Below are 15546 nucleotides of genomic sequence, written 5' to 3' on the forward strand. Positions count from 1 at the left end.
TCCTCCCTGCACGAACGGCCACGCGCGCCCCCGCGCCGGGGCTCCTCGGGTGGCCGGTTCTCGCCGGGCGCCGACGACAGGGGCGAAAAACCGGATGAGAAATGACGGGCTCTTTGCCTACCCTCACCGCGATGGCCGAGAACCGACAAGACCATGCCCCCGCGACCGGGCAGCGCCGCTCCACGGTCCGCTCCCTGCTGCGCCTGTGGCCCTACGCCCGGGCCGTGCGCGGCCGGCTCGCCATCTCGGCGACGGCCGCCTCGCTCGCCATGCTCAGCACCCTCGCCGTCCCGGTGGTGCTCGGCCGGATCGTCGACGGCCCGCTCGCCGAGCGCGACCTCGACGCCCTGTGGCCGCTGGTCGGCCTGCTGCTGCTCCTCGGACTGATCGAGGCCGCACTGTTCTACACCCGCCGGGTGGTCCTCTCCCGCCCGCTGGGCCGGCTGGAGGCCGCCATGCGCGGCGACCTCTACGCCAAGCTCCAGCGGCTGCCGGTCTCCTTCCACGACCGCTGGGGCTCCGGACAGATGATCTCCCGGGCCACCACCGACATGAACGCCATGCGGCTCTTCCTGGCCTTCCCCCTGGTGTTCCTGGTCGTCAACTCGGTGACCTTCCTGGCCGGCACGGCGCTGATGTTCACCCAGGACTGGCGGCTCGCGCTGATCGTGCTGGCGCCGGCCGTACCGCTGTTCCTGCTCACCCGGCGCTTCGAGTCCGGCTACTCCGTCTCCTCCCGGCTCGCCCAGGACCAGAACGGCGACCTCGCCACCGTGGTCGAGGAGTCCGTCCTCGGCATCCGCATCCTCAAGGCCTTCGGCCGCCACCGCTCGATGGCCGAGCACTTCCGCGAACAGTCCCACCTGCTGCGCCGCACCGAACTGCGCAAGGCCCACCTGCTCGCCAACCTGTGGGCGGTCATCGTCGGCCTGCCGGAGATCGCCCTCGGCTGCGCCCTGGCCGTCGGCGCCTACCTCGTCGCCCACGACGAGCTGAGCGCCGGCACCCTGGTCGCCTTCCTCTCCACCGCGCTCGCGCTGCGCTGGCCCGTCGAGTCGCTCGGCTGGCTCCTCGCCTACGCCAACGAGGCCTCCACCGCCGTCGACCGCTTCTTCGAGGTCATGGACGAGCCCGAGCCCGAGAACCCGGGCGTAGCCACCACGCTCGGCGCCCCGGACGGCATCCGCCTCACCGGCGTCCGCTTCCGCTACCCCGACGCCCCCGAGGGCACCCCCGACCTGCTGACCGGCATCGACCTGCACATCCGCCGCGGCGAGACGATGGCCCTGGTCGGCGCCACCGGCAGCGGCAAGACCACGCTCACCGCGCTGCTCCCCCGGCTGTACGAGACCACCGCCGGCAGCATCACCCTGGACGGCACGGACATCCGCGAGCTGCCCCGGGAGAAGCTGCGCGAACTCGTCGCGGTGGCCTTCGAGGAGCCGACGCTGTTCTCCGCCACCGTCCGGGAGAACGTCCTGATGGGCGCCCCCGGCGCCGACGAGCGGCAGCTGGCGTCCGCCCTCGCCACCGCCCAGGCCGGCTTCGTCGACAAGCTCCCGGCCGGAGCGGACACCGAGGTCGGCGAGCAGGGCCTGAGCCTGTCCGGCGGCCAGCGCCAGCGCCTCGCGCTGGCCCGCGCGGTGGTCGGCGACCCGCCCTTCCTGGTGCTGGACGACCCGCTCTCCGCGCTCGACGTGCACACCGAGGCGCTGGTCGAACGGGCGCTGCGCGAGGTGCTGGGCTCCACCACCGCCCTGGTGGTCGCCCACCGCCCCAGCACCGTGCTGCTCGCCGACCGGGTCGCGGTGCTCGCGGACGGCCGGATCGAGGCCGTCGGCACCCACCAGGAGCTGCTGCGCGACTGCCCGCACTACCGAGAACTGATGTCGGGCGAGGCCGCCCTCCTGCCCGAGGGCCCCTTCGTCCCGAATGGGGGGCATGCCCGATGACCACCACCGTCGAACCCGCCAACGCCGGCCCCGCCAAGGCCGGCCGCGCCAAGGCCGAGCCCGTCGAGGAGGAGCTGCCCGCGCCCCCGGCCGACGAGGAGGACATACCCGTCCCGCCCGGGGCTCCCCGGGCGCTGCTGCGCTCCCTGCTCGGCCCCCACCGGGCCCGGATCGCCGTCGCGATGGTGGTGATCCTGGTCCAGCAGGCCGCCCTCCAGTCCGGCCCGCTGCTGGTCGCGGTCGCGATGGACCGCGGCATCCCGGCGCTGCGCGAGCACGACTCCGGCCCGCTGATCGCGGTGGTCGCGGCCTACCTGTTCTGCGCGGTGCTCAGCCCGGTGCTCCAGTGGGCGTTCATCAAGATCAGCGCCCGGGTGAACCAGGACATCCTGCTGGACCTGCGCGGCCGGATCTTCCGGCACGCCCAGCGGCTCAGCCTGGACTTCCACGAGCGCTACACCTCGGGCCGGATCATCTCCCGTGCCACCAGCGACATCGACGCGCTGCGCGAGCTGCTCTCCGAGGGCCTCCAGGAGCTGCTGACCGTCTTCCTGTCGGTCTGCTACATCTCGGTGCTGCTGGTGGTGCTGGACTGGCGGCTCGGCCTGGCCTCGCTGCTCTCCCTCCTCCCACTGGCCCTGATCGCCCACTCCTTCCGCACCCGCTCCCGCCGGGTCTACCGCCGCTCGCGGACCGCCGCCGCCTCGATGATCGTGCGCTTCACCGAGACCATGAACGGCATCCGCCCGGTGCAGGCCTTCCGCCGCGAGAAGGCCAACGACGCCGCCTTCGCCGTGGTCAACCAGCAGTCCTCGGGGGCCAACGCGGAGGGCTTCCTGGAGCTCGCCCGGTACGTCGGCCTCTCCCGCACCGCCGCCAACCTCTGGATCACCGGCATCGTGCTGCTGGGCGCCTACCTCGTCACCGAGGACGCTCTCGAACTGGGCGTGCTGACCGCCTTCGTGCTCTACCTGCGCCGGCTGTTCGACCCGGTCGACCAGCTGGCGATGTTCCTGAACAGCTACCAGTCGGCCGCCGCCGCCCTGGAGAAGATCGCCGGCCTGCTCGCCCACGAGCCGACCGTCGCCGAGCCGGCCGAGCCGGCGGAGCTGCCGCAGGCCGCCGGCAAGGGCCGGGAGGTCTCCTTCGAGCGGACGAGCTTCGCCTACCGCACCGGGAAGCAGGTGCTGCCGCCCTTCGACCTGCTGATCCCGGCCGGGCAGACGGTCGCGGTGGTCGGTGCGACCGGCGCGGGCAAGTCGACGGTGGCCAAGCTGCTGGCCCGCTTCTACGACCCGACCGACGGCCGGATCCGGCTGGACGGCGTGGACCTGCGCGACCTCGCCACCCCCGAACTGCGGCGCGGGGTGGTGATGGTGACCCAGGAGTCCTTCCTGTTCTCCGGGACGGTCGCCGAGAACATCGCGATCGGCCGCCCCGGTGCCACCCGCGAGGAGGTCGAGCAGGCCGCCCGCGACATCGGCGCGTACGAGTTCATCGCCGCGCTCCCCGACGGCTTCGACACCGACGTGCGCAAGCGCGGCGGCCGGATCTCGGCCGGCCAGCGCCAGCTGGTCGCCTTCGCCCGCGCCCTGCTGGCCGACCCCGCCGTGCTGATCCTGGACGAGGCCACCAGTTCCCTGGACGTGCCCGGCGAGCAGGCCGTCCAACGGGCGATGCGCACGGTGCTGGCCGGCCGGACGGCGGTGATCATCGCGCACCGGCTCTCCACGGTGGAGATCGCCGACCGCGTCCTGGTGATGGACCAGGGCCGGATCGTCGAGGACGGCTCCCCGCAGGAGCTGATCGAGGGCTCGGGCCGCTTCGCCGCCCTCCACCGGGCCTGGAGGGACAGTCTGGTGTAAAACGACCCCTTGTGGATCTTCGCCGGTCCGGCGAAGATCCACAGGACGACCTCCGAGGCCCGGCCCGGCCTCGGCCCCACAGTTGTGCCCGTCCGGGTGCGCCGTCACGCACCCGGGCGGGCCGCCTCCTGCCGAACGCACCGACCGGCCGCCTCCCCGAGGGGCGGCGGCCGGTCGGTGCGGCGTCAGCGCAGCAGCCCCGCGTCCATCCCCGCCGACTCGGCCGGGAGGGCGACCAGCCCCGGCTCGGCCGGGGAGGCCAGCCGGGGGTGCGCGGGCAGCACCCGCACGGTGTAGCCGAACGGGCCGGTGCGGCAGAGCTCCAGCGAGCCCTCGTAGCGGGTGCGGCCGTCCAGGTCCGGGCCGCCGACGGGCTTGAGGGCGAGCAGGCGGGCGTCCGAGATGCCGTCCGTCTCGTCCACCCGGCCGGAGACCACCTGCACCTCGACGTCGCCCGGCTCCAGCGCCCCGAGCGCGACCAGCACCCGCAGCGCCAGCGAGTCGCCCAGCTCCTGCGCCTCGGTCGGGCAGTCCGCCTCGACGTGCTCGACCCGCACGGCCGGCCAGCCGTCCCGGACCTTCGCCTTCCAGGCCGCCAGCTCCCGCGCCGGCGCGTGCCGGCCCACCGCCAGCTCCCGCTGGGCCAGCGCCGCCGGGGCGTACAGCCGCTCGACGTACTCGCGGACCATCCGCCCGGCCAGCACCTTGGGCCCGAGGGTGACGAGGGTGTGCCGGACCATGGCGATCCAGCGGTGCGGCAGCCCGTCGCCGTCGCGGTCGTAGAACCGGGCGGCGACCTGCTCCTCGATCAGGTCGTACAGCGCGGCGGCCTCGATGTCGTCGCGCCGCTCGGCCTCGCTGCTCTCCGGGTCGAGCACGCCGCCGGCCTCGTCGGCGGTGGGGATCGCCCAGCCGTTCTGGCCGTCGTACCACTCGTCCCACCAGCCGTCCAGGACGGACAGGTTGAGGCAGCCGTTGAGTGCGGCCTTCATCCCGGAGGTGCCGCAGGCCTCCAGCGGCCGCAGCGGGTTGTTCAGCCAGACGTCGCAGCCCGGGTAGAGGCGCTGGGCCATCGCCATGTCGTAGTCCGGCAGGAAGACGATCCGGTGCCGCACCGCCGGGTCGTCGGCGAAGGCGACCATCTGCTGGATCAGCCGCTTGCCGCCGTCGTCGGCCGGGTGGGCCTTGCCGGCCACCACGATCTGCACCGGCCGGGTCGGGTGCAGCAGCAGGGCGCGCAGCCGGTCCGGGTCGCGCAGCATCAGGGTGAGCCGCTTGTACGAGGGCACCCGGCGGGCGAAGCCGATGGTGAGCACGTCGGGGTCGAGCACCGAGGAGACCCAGCCGAGCTCGGCCTCGCCGGCCCCGCGCTGGCGCCAGGAGGCGCGCAGCCGGCGGCGGGCCTCGTCCACCAGCTGGCTGCGCAGGGCGCGCCGCAGGTCCCAGATCTCGGTGTCGCCGATCCTCTCCAGGCCGGTCCAGCGCTGGGTGTCGCCGGTGGTCATCGCCTCCTCCGCGCGCTCCGCGCCGAGTTCGGCGGCGCCGAGGCGGACGACCGCCGGGTCGATCCAGGTGGTGGCGTGGACCCCGTTGGTGACGGAGGTGATCGGCACCTCGGCGGGGTCGAAGCCGGGCCAGAGGCCGTTGAACATCGACCGGCTGACCTCGCCGTGCAGGGTGGAGACCCCGTTGGCCCGCTGGGCGAGCCGCAGGCCCATCGCGGCCATGTTGAACAGCTTCGGGTCCCCGTCGCGCCAGGTCTCGGCGCCGAGCGCGAGCACCTGGTCGACCGGGACGCCGGGCAGCGCGGCGTCACCGCCGAAGTGGCGGGCGACCAGCTCGCGGTCGAAGCGGTCGATGCCGGCCGGGACGGGTGTGTGGGTGGTGAACAGGGTGCCGGCCCGGACGGACTCCAGGGCGGCGGCGAAGTCCAGTCCGGCCGTGCCGTCGGCGACCAGTTCGCGGATGCGCTCCACGCCGAGGAAGCCGGCGTGGCCCTCGTTGGTGTGGAAGACCTCGGGGGCGGGGTGCCCGGTGAGCCGGCAGTAGGCGCGCACGGCCCTCACGCCGCCGATGCCGAGCAGCATCTCCTGGAGCAGCCGGTGCTCGCTGCCGCCGCCGTAGAGCCGGTCGGTGACGTCGCGCTCGGCGGGCGAGTTGGACTCGATGTCGGAGTCGAGCAGCAGCAGCGGGACCCGCCCCACCTGGGCCTTCCAGATGTGGGCGGCCAGGGTGCGGCCACCGGGCAGGGCGAGGTCGACCCGGCTCGGGGTGCCGTCGGCCTCCCGGAGCAGGCTGACCGCGAGTTCGTCCGGGTCCAGCAGGGGGTAGCGCTCCTGCTGCCAGCCGTTGCGGTCGAGCGACTGCCGGAAGTAGCCGTGCCGGTAGAAGAGCCCGACGCCGATGATCGGGACGCCGAGGTCGCTGGCGGCCTTGAGGTGGTCGCCGGCCAGGATGCCGAGACCGCCCGAGTACTGCGGCAGCGTGGCGGCGATTCCGTACTCGGGCGAGAAGTAGGCGATCGCGGCGGGCGTCGGGGTGGCGTCGGCGTCCTGCCGGGTCTGGTACCAGCGCGGGCCGGAGAGGTAGTCGCGCAGGTCGTCGGCGAGGTCGCCGAGTCTGCGCAGGAACCGCCGGTCGACGGCGAGCGCGGCGAGTCGGGCGGCCGGGACCTCCCCGAGCAGCCGCACCGGGTCCTCGCCGGTCGCGGCCCAGACCTCCGGGTCCACGGACCGGAAGAGGTCCCTGGTCTCGGGGTGCCAGGACCAGCGCAGGTTGAGGGCCAGCTCGTGCAACGGCTGGAGTTGTTCGGGCAGGACGGTGCGGACGGTGAATCTGCGGATTGCCTTCACAGGCGTGAAGCGTAGCCGCGACGATCGGCCTGACAGCGGGTCAAGCGGACTATTGGGCATCCGTTCGGGCTATTGATGAGATCGCATTCGGCGCATTGGTCTGCACGGGGGGCGCGCGAGGCGCACATTCCGGGGTGACGCGCTACCAATACGTGAACTCTGCGGTACGGATCCATTTCCGGCTGCTCACCCACCCCGGACAAAGCCTGAAACTACTGTCGTACCGCTGCGAAAACCACGCCGCCGGTGCGAGGATGACCGGAGGTCGTTGATGCTGCGGGGACAACGACGACGGGTGGCGTCCCCCGAGTAGCAGCACGTCCGAATCCTTTTCGCGTTGACCGTTCCCCATCTCCCTTAGCCCATTCGGCGCTCGCCGGACACCGGCGCGTGTCCTCGCCCCCGGTCGGCTCGTTCACGGGTCGACCGGGTCGCCCAGGGGTGTTCCCCCGGAGGCGTGCGCCGGGACGCGCACGGGCGCCGGGGCCTCCCGCCACCGGCTCGGCGGGCGCCGGGCAGGTTGCCGGGGACAGCGACGCGGGCAGGCTCCGGTCGCACGTCCTCCCCACCCAGCAGTCCTCCCGGTACTCCCCCGGCCCGCCCCCGGCCGGCGGGAGCTGCCGCCGATCTCGGGCAGGAGCTTGGCATGCACGGCGACACGCGGGACCAGTCCACACCGATGGCCGAAGGCCTCGACGCAGCGGTCGCGGAATCCACCGGACGGATGGATTCTGACACTCGGACAGACCCGGCGATGCCGTCGCCCAGGGTGTCCGGAGCGGTCCGTACCGAATCCTCCGCAGCACAGCCCTCCGCTGGGACCCGACAACCCGGGGTCGAGGAGGGCGGGACCACGGCAGCCCGCAGGCGCACCACCACCACGCGCCGCGCCACCGCCACCACGACGGCCACCACCCGCCGGGCCGCCGACCCCGGCTCCGCCGCGCCCGCCACCGGCAGGAGCGGCGCCAGGAGCACCACCGCCAAGAGCGGCACCGCCAAGACCGCCACCAAGCCCTCCGCCCGCAAGACGACAGAGAGCGACACCGTGATCGGCCGCATCCCCGTCCTGGACGTCAGCCCCCTCGTCGACTCCGGCCGCCGCCCGGCCAAGGCCGTCGTCGGCGAGACCTTCCTGGTCACCGCGACCGTCTTCCGCGAGGGCCACGACGCCGTCAACGCCAACGTCGTGCTGCGCGACCCCCGCGGCCGCAGCGGCCCGTGGACACCGATGCGCGAGCTCGCCGAGGGCACCGACCGCTGGGGCGCGTACGTCACCCCGACCGCGCCGGGCCGCTGGTCGTACCTGGTGGAGGCGTGGAGCGACCCGGTCGCCACCTGGCGCAGGACCGCCGCGATCAAGCTGCCGGCCGGGATCGACACCGCGCTGGTACTGGAGGAGGGCGCCCGGCTGCTGGAGCAGGCCGCCGCCGGGGTGCCGAAGAAGGAGGGCCGCGCGCACGTGCTGACCGCCGCCGACGCGCTGCGCGACCCGGGGCTGCCGCCGCTGTCCCGGCTGGCCGCCGCGCTCGCCCCCGAGGTGCTGGAGCTGCTGACCCGCTATCCGCTGCGCGAGCTGGTCAGCGCCTCCCGGCCGCTGCCGCTCCAAGTGGACCGGGAGCGCGCGCTGTTCGGCTCCTGGTACGAGTTCTTCCCCCGTTCGGAGGGCGCCGTGGTGGACCCGAGCGGCGTCGAGCCGCCGCGCTCGGGCACCCTGCGCACCGCCGCCGAGCGGCTGCCCGCGGTCGCCGCGATGGGCTTCGACGTGGTCTACCTGCCGCCGGTCCACCCGATCGGACGAGCCTTCCGCAAGGGTCCGGACAACACCCTGACGGCCGGTCCGCACGACGTCGGCTCACCCTGGGCGATCGGCTCCCCCGAGGGCGGCCACGACGCGGTCCACCCGGACCTCGGCACCATCGAGGACTTCGACCACTTCGTCGCCGAGGCGCAGGCGCTGCACCTGGAGGTGGCGCTGGACTTCGCCCTCCAGTGCTCCCCGGACCACCCGTGGGTGAACAAGCACCCGGAATGGTTCAGTCACCGCGCGGACGGCACCATCGCTTACGCGGAGAACCCGCCGAAGAAGTACCAGGACATCTATCCGATCAACTTCGACCAGGACATGGAAGGAATCGTCAAGGAAACCATCCGGATCCTTCGGTTCTGGATGGCCCACGGCGTCCGGATCTTCCGGGTCGACAACCCGCACACCAAACCGGTGGTGTTCTGGGAGAAGGTGCTCGGCGACATCGCCCGCACCGATCCCGACGTCGTGTTCCTGGCGGAGGCCTTCACCCGGCCGGCGATGATGCACGCCCTGGCGAAGATCGGTTTCCACCAGTCGTACACGTACTTCACCTGGCGCAACACCAAAACGGAACTCACCGAGTACCTCACCGAACTCACCGGCGCCCCGGCCGCCTACATGCGGCCCAACTTCTTCGCCAACACCCCGGACATCCTGCACGACTTCCTCCAGCACGGCGGCCGCGCCGCCTTCGCGATCCGCGCGGTGCTCGCCGCCACCCTCTCCCCCAGCTACGGCGTCTACGCCGGCTACGAGCTGTTCGAGAACGAGCCGGCCCACCCGGGCTCCGAGGAGTACCTGCACTCGGAGAAGTACGAACTGCGCCCGCGCGACTGGAGCGCCGCCGACACCCTCGCCCCGCTGCTCACCGTGCTGAACCGGCTGCGCCGCCGGCACCCCGCCCTCCAGCAGCTGCGCGACCTGCGCTTCCACCCCACCGACAACGAGCAGGTGCTCGCCTACTCCAAGACCGCGACCACCGCCGAGGGCCTGATCGACCAGGTCGTCACCGTGGTCAACCTCGACCCGCACCACGTCCGGGAGGCCACCGTCACGCTCGACGGCGACGGCCCGTACACGGTGCACGACGAGCTCACCGGCGCCGTCTACACCTGGGGCCGGCACAACTACGTCCGGCTCGATCCCTCAGCCGAGCCGGCTCACCTCCTCACGGTTCGGAGGAACCCAGCGTGACAGTGAACGAGCCCGTCCCCGACACCTTCCCCGAGACCTCGAAGAAGAAGCTCGACCCCGAGTGGTTCAAGCGTGCGGTCTTCTACGAGGTCCTGGTGCGGTCCTTCCAGGACAGCAACGGCGACGGGGTCGGGGACCTGAAGGGGCTCACGGCCAAGCTCGACTACCTCCAGTGGCTCGGGATCGACTGCCTCTGGCTCCCGCCGTTCTTCGCCTCGCCGCTGCGCGACGGCGGGTACGACGTCTCCGACTACACGTCGGTGCTGCCGGAGTTCGGCGACCTCGCCGACTTCATGGAGTTCGTCGACGCCGCGCACGCCCGCGGCATGCGCATCGTCATCGACTTCGTCATGAACCACACCAGCGACCAGCACCCGTGGTTCCAGGCCTCGCGGACCGACCCCGACGGTCCGTACGGCGACTTCTACATGTGGGCCGACGACGACAAGCAGTACCCGGACGCCCGGATCATCTTCGTCGACACCGAGACCTCCAACTGGACGTACGACCCGGTCCGCAAGCAGTACTACTGGCACCGGTTCTTCTCGCACCAGCCGGACCTCAACTACGACAACCCCCGGGTCCAGGACGAGATGATCGCCGGACTGCGGTTCTGGCTCGACCTCGGCATCGACGGCTTCCGGCTGGACGCCGTGCCCTACCTGTTCGCCCGTGAGGGCACCAACTGCGAGAACCTGCCGGAGACCCACGAGTTCCTCCAGCGGGTCCGCAAGGAGATCGACGCCAACTACCCCGACACGGTGCTGCTCGCCGAGGCGAACCAGTGGCCGGAGGACGTCGTCGACTACTTCGGCGACTTCGCCTCCGGCGGCGACGAGTGCCACATGGCGTTCCACTTCCCGGTGATGCCGCGGATCTTCATGGCGGTGCGCCGCGAGTCCCGCTACCCGGTGTCGGAGATCCTCTCCAAGACCCCGCAGATCCCGGGCGGCTGCCAGTGGGGCATCTTCCTGCGCAACCACGACGAGCTGACCCTGGAGATGGTCACCGACGAGGAACGCGACTACATGTACGCGGAGTACGCCAAGGACCCCCGGATGCGCGCCAACGTGGGCATCCGCCGCCGGCTCGCCCCGCTGCTGGAGAACGACCGCAACCAGATCGAGCTGTTCACCGCCCTGCTGTTCTCCCTGCCGGGCTCGCCGGTGCTCTACTACGGGGACGAGATCGGCATGGGCGACAACATCTGGCTGGGCGACCGGGACGGCGTGCGCACGCCGATGCAGTGGACCCCGGACCGCAACGCGGGTTTCTCCTCCGCCGACCCGGGCAGGCTCAGTCTGCCACCCATCATGGACCCGGTGTACGGCTACCAGGTGACCAACGTCGAAGCGCAGCAGAGCAGTTCGAGTTCGCTGCTGCACTGGACGCGTCGCATGATCGAGATCCGCAAGCTCAATCCGGCCTTCGGCCTCGGCACCTACGCCGAACTGCCGTCCAGCAACCCCGCCGTGCTGGCCTTCGTGCGCGAGTACGAGGGGGACCTGGTCATGTGCGTGAACAACTTCTCGCGGTTCGCGCAGCCGACCGAGCTGGACCTGCGGCAGTACGGCGGGCGGTACCCGGTCGAGCTGATCGGCGGGGTGCGCTTCCCGTCGATCGGCGAGTGGCCCTACCTGCTCACCCTGGCCGGGCACGGCTTCTACTGGTTCCAGCTCCGGCAGCCCCCGCGCCTGAGCGGGACCAGGCGGCCGAAGTAACGATCCGCCGCACCCGCCGCACCCCGCCGGACACCGTTCCGAACAGCACCACCAGACCCTCCGGGGGCGCGAGTTGAACCCCCGCGCCCCCGGAGTTCTCTGCACCACCGGTACGGAGAACAGCCCAACGGCCACCCACACGAAGGCGTGACACCCGAGCCGTGCTCGCGTGCCGCGACCGCCGCGCCGCCGCAATCCGGAAGACTGACGGACCCGGCCACCACCCGTCGGGCAGTCCGCATGCTTCCGGGGAAAGGGAGTCATGTCCGAAACCTCCCGTTCTCAAGCCCATGTGCAGCACGACGCGCCGGCGGGCGCGCGGAGCACCGGGGTCCGGAGAACCACCCTGGGGGTCAGCGAACTCGTCCAGGCGGCCCTGCCGCTGATCGCCGAGTGGCTCCCCACCCAGCGCTGGTACGCCGGGAAGGGACGGCCCATCACCGGGCTCGTCCCCGTGGTCGGCACCCCGCTCCAGGTCGGCGACCCCGCCCTGCTGCACCTGCTACTACGGGTCGAGCACGCCAGCACGGCCGGCGCCCCGCACGGCGACATCTACCAGCTCCTGCTCGGCATCCGCTCGGCCGGGCCGACGGACATCGAACCCGGCGCCGTGCTCGGCCGGCTCAGCCAGGGCCCGTACGACGGCGCCGCCCTCTACGACGCGGTGCACGACCCCGAGCTCACCGGGCGGCTACTGGAACACCTGGCCACCGGCGACCGCTTCGGCGCACTGTCCTTCCGCCGCACCCCCGGCTCCGGACTGCCCACCAACCTCCCCGGCCGGGCCTCCACCGCCGAACAGTCCAACAGCTCGGTCATCTACGGCACCTCGTACATCCTCAAGCTGTTCCGGCGCATCCACCCCGGCACCAACCCCGACCTGGAGCTCTCGCTCGCCCTCTCCCGGGCCGGCTCCACCCGCATCCCCCGGGTCGCCGCCTGGTTCGAGAGCCGGATGGAACGCGCCGAGCCCGCCACCCTCGGACTGCTGCAGCGCTACCTGCCGGACGCCGAGGACGGCTGGGAGCTCGCCCTCGACCAGGTCGGCCGGCTCAAGGGCGACCGCTCCCCCGGCAACTTCGCGATCGAGGCGCACCGGCTCGGCCGGGCCACCGCCGAGGTGCACCGGGTGCTCGCCCGCTCGATGCCGGTCGCCCGGCTCGACCGCGCCCAGACCGGACGGCTCGCCACCGCGATGGCCGACCGGCTGGACAGCGCCGTCGCCGCCGTCCCCGGGCTGCTGCGCTTCCGGGCCGCGCTGCGCGCCGCCTTCCAGCAGCTCGCCGACGCCCACCCGGACGGCCTACCGGTCCAGCGCATCCACGGCGACCTGCACCTGGGGCAGGCGATGCGCACCCCGCACGGCTGGGTCCTGCTGGACTTCGAGGGCGAGCCCGCCAAGTCCGTCAACGAACGCCGCGAGCCGCAGCCCGCCCTGCGCGACATCGCCGCGATGCTCCGCTCCTTCGACTACGCGGCCGCCCACCTGCTGGCCGGCGGCCCGGTCGACCCCGAGCTGGCCCACCTCGCCGCCGCCTGGGCCCAGCGCAACCGCACCGCCTTCTGCGCCGGCTACACCGCCGGGGGCGGCGCCGACCCGGCGGCCTCACCGGAGCTGATGCGGGCGCTGGAGATCGACAAGGCGGTGTACGAGGTGGTGTACGAGGCCCGGCACCGGCCCGGCTGGCTGCCGATCCCACTGGCCGCGATCAACCGGCTGGCCCTCAGCGTCTGAATCCGCCCCGTGCCGCCCGCTCAGAGTTCCGCCCGGAGTTCGCCCACCCCCGCCGCAGGAGGACCACGCCGTGACGCCGCTCGACCCGACCGGCCGCCCCACCCACCCCGTACCGGCCACCTTCCTGGCCGGACAACTCCCGACCGAGGCCCCGGAGGCGAACGGGCCAGTCACTCCCCGGGCCTCCGCGGACGCCCCGGTGGGCGCGCTCAGGCTCCCGGAGGCCCCACTGCCGCCGGCCGAGGTGGACCGGCTGGTGAACGGTCAGCACCACGACCCGCACGCGCTGCTCGGCGCCCACCCGGTGAACGGCGGGACGGCCGTGCGGGTACTACGCCCCTTCGCCGAACGGGTGGTGGTGGAGACCGCCCAGGGCCCGGCCGAACTCACCCACCAGCAGGGCGGGTTGTTCACCGGCATGCTCGCGGGCGACGGGCTCCCGGACTACACCCTGCTGGTGACGTACCCCGGCGGCGGGCCGCTGCGCCAGCACGACGGCTACCGCACCCGACCCACCCTCGGCGAGCTCGACCTGCACCTGATCTCCGAGGGCCGGCACGAGCAGCTGTGGCGGGCGCTCGGCTCGCACGTCCGGACCGTCGACGGCGTCGCCGGCACCGCGTTCGCGGTCTGGGCGCCCAACGCCGTCGGAGTGCGGCTGATCGGCGGCTTCAACCACTGGGACGGCACCGGACACCCGATGCGCTCGCTCGGCTCCTCCGGGATCTGGGAGCTGTTCGTCCCCGGCCTGGCCGAGGGCGCCACGTACAAGTACGAGATCCACACCCGCCAGGGCTGGGTGCTCGACAAGGCCGACCCGCTGGCCCGGGCCGCCCAGTGCCCGCCCGCCACCGCCTCGGTGGTCACCTCCTCCGCCTACCGGTGGCAGGACGGCGAGTGGATGGCCCGCCGGGCCCGCGCCGCACACCACCGGGCACCGATGTCGGTGTACGAGCTGCACCTGGCCTCCTGGCGGCCCGACCTCACCGACTACCGGGCGATCGCCGAGGAACTCCCCCGCTACCTCAAGGAGTTGAACTTCACCCACGTGGAGTTCATGCCGGTGATGGAGCACCCGTTCGGCGGCTCCTGGGGCTACCAGGTCTCCGGCTACTACGCCCCCACCGCCCGGCTCGGCGGCCCCGACGACTTCCGGTACCTGGTGGACACCCTGCACCGGCACGGCATCGGCGTGATCGTCGACTGGGTGCCCGCGCACTTCCCCAAGGACGACTTCGCGCTCGCCCGCTTCGACGGCGAGCCGCTGTACGAGCCCGCCGACCCGCTGCGCGCCGAGCACCCCGACTGGGGGACGCTGGAGTTCGACTACGGCCGCAAGGAGGTGCGCAACTTCCTGGTCGCGAACGCGGTCTACTGGTGCGAGGAGTTCCACATCGACGGCCTGCGGGTGGACGCCGTCGCCTCGATGCTCTACCTCGACTACTCCCGCGAGAGCGGCGACTGGACACCCAACCAGCACGGCGGCCGGGAGAACCTGGACGCGGCCTCCTTCCTCCAGGAGATGAACGCCACCGTCTACCGGCGCTGCCCCGGCGTGATCACCGTCGCCGAGGAGTCCACCGCCTGGGACGGCGTCACCCGCCCCACCGACGCCGGCGGCCTCGGCTTCGGGCTGAAGTGGAACATGGGCTGGATGCACGACTCGCTGGTCTACATGTCCAAGGAGCCGGTCCACCGCAAGTACCACCACAACGAGCTCACCTTCTCGATGGTGTACGCCTACTCGGAGAACTACATCCTGCCGATCTCGCACGACGAGGTCGTCCACGGCAAGCAGGCCCTGGTCTCCAAGATGCCCGGCGACTGGTGGCAGCAGCGCGCCAACCACCGCGCCTACCTGGGCTTCATGTGGTCCCACCCCGGCAAGCAACTGCTGTTCATGGGGCAGGAGTTCGCCCAGGGCGCCGAGTGGGACCACGAGCACGGCCCGCAGTGGTGGGTGCTCGACGAGCAGTGGCCCGGGCACCAGGACCACCTGGGCGTGCGCCGCCTCGTCCGCGACCTCAACCGGACCTACCGGGACACCCCCGCCCTCCACGAGCTCGACAACACCCCGGACGGCTTCCGCTGGCTGGACGGCGGCGCCGCCGACGACAACCTGCTCTCCTTCGTCCGCTACGCCGCCGACGGCTCCCCGCTGGTCGCCGTCTGCAACTTCTCCCCCGTCGTCCGCCACGGCCACCGGGTCGGCCTGCCGGCCCTGGACGGCCGCGAGCAGCTCTGGGCGGAGGTCCTGAACACCGACGCCGAGGCCTACGGCGGCAGCGGCGTCGGCAACTCCCACCCGATCAAGGCCGAGCCGGTCGAACGGGACGGCCAGCCCCGCTCCGCCGAACTGGTCCTCCCCCCGCTCGCCACCCTCTGGCTCCGCCCGGCCTGACGCCCTCCCGCGGCAC

The 15546-nt window shown here is 72.5% G+C and carries 7 protein-coding genes; 6 read left to right on the plus strand and 1 reads right to left on the minus strand.

All coding sequences use genetic code 11. From position 1 onward, the window contains the following. Nucleotides 1-131 precede the first annotated feature (131 nt). A complete protein-coding gene (locus RZ50_RS03470) occupies nucleotides 132-1952 on the plus strand; it encodes an ABC transporter ATP-binding protein (RefSeq protein WP_196951308.1) in 1821 nt (606 codons plus the stop codon). Continuing rightward, complete coding sequence (locus RZ50_RS03475) at nucleotides 1949-3817, plus strand: ABC transporter ATP-binding protein (protein WP_196951307.1); 1869 nt, start codon at nucleotides 1949-1951, stop codon at nucleotides 3815-3817. Before RZ50_RS03470 ends, RZ50_RS03475 begins: the two co-directional genes overlap by 4 nt. Nucleotides 3818-4002: 185 nt before the next feature. Here the strand turns inward: RZ50_RS03475 and glgP are convergent, their stop codons facing one another. Further along, nucleotides 4003-6669 carry an alpha-glucan family phosphorylase gene (gene glgP, locus RZ50_RS03480; RefSeq protein ID WP_196951306.1) on the minus strand — a complete coding sequence of 889 codons (2667 nt, stop codon included), beginning with the start codon at nucleotides 6667-6669 and terminating at the stop codon, nucleotides 4003-4005. A 1048-nt stretch (nucleotides 6670-7717) separates the two neighbouring features. On the opposite strand from glgP, the gene RZ50_RS03485 reads away from it, so the two are divergent. The 4 genes from RZ50_RS03485 to glgB all read left to right on the plus strand — a co-directional run bounded on the left by RZ50_RS03485 (nucleotide 7718) and on the right by glgB (nucleotide 15530). Continuing rightward, the gene (locus RZ50_RS03485; RefSeq protein ID WP_196951351.1) at nucleotides 7718-9673 is read left to right on the plus strand and encodes an alpha-1,4-glucan--maltose-1-phosphate maltosyltransferase; all 1956 of its coding nucleotides are present in this window, start codon (nucleotides 7718-7720) and stop codon (nucleotides 9671-9673) included. Continuing rightward, nucleotides 9670-11394: a maltose alpha-D-glucosyltransferase gene (gene treS / locus RZ50_RS03490; protein WP_196951305.1), complete on the plus strand. Its 1725-nt coding sequence runs from the start codon at nucleotides 9670-9672 to the stop codon at nucleotides 11392-11394. Before RZ50_RS03485 ends, treS begins: the two co-directional genes overlap by 4 nt. 262 nt (nucleotides 11395-11656) lie before the next feature. Further along, nucleotides 11657-13129, plus strand: a complete 1473-nt coding sequence (locus RZ50_RS03495; protein ID WP_196951304.1) for a phosphotransferase — start codon at nucleotides 11657-11659, stop codon at nucleotides 13127-13129. Nucleotides 13130-13199: 70 nt separating this feature from the next. After that, nucleotides 13200-15530: a 1,4-alpha-glucan branching enzyme gene (glgB, locus tag RZ50_RS03500; RefSeq protein ID WP_374199863.1), complete on the plus strand. Its 2331-nt coding sequence runs from the start codon at nucleotides 13200-13202 to the stop codon at nucleotides 15528-15530. Nucleotides 15531-15546 lie beyond the last annotated feature (16 nt).

The sequence above is a fragment of the Kitasatospora sp. SUK 42 genome, assembly GCF_015776785.2.
Lineage (GTDB): Bacteria > Actinomycetota > Actinomycetes > Streptomycetales > Streptomycetaceae > Kitasatospora.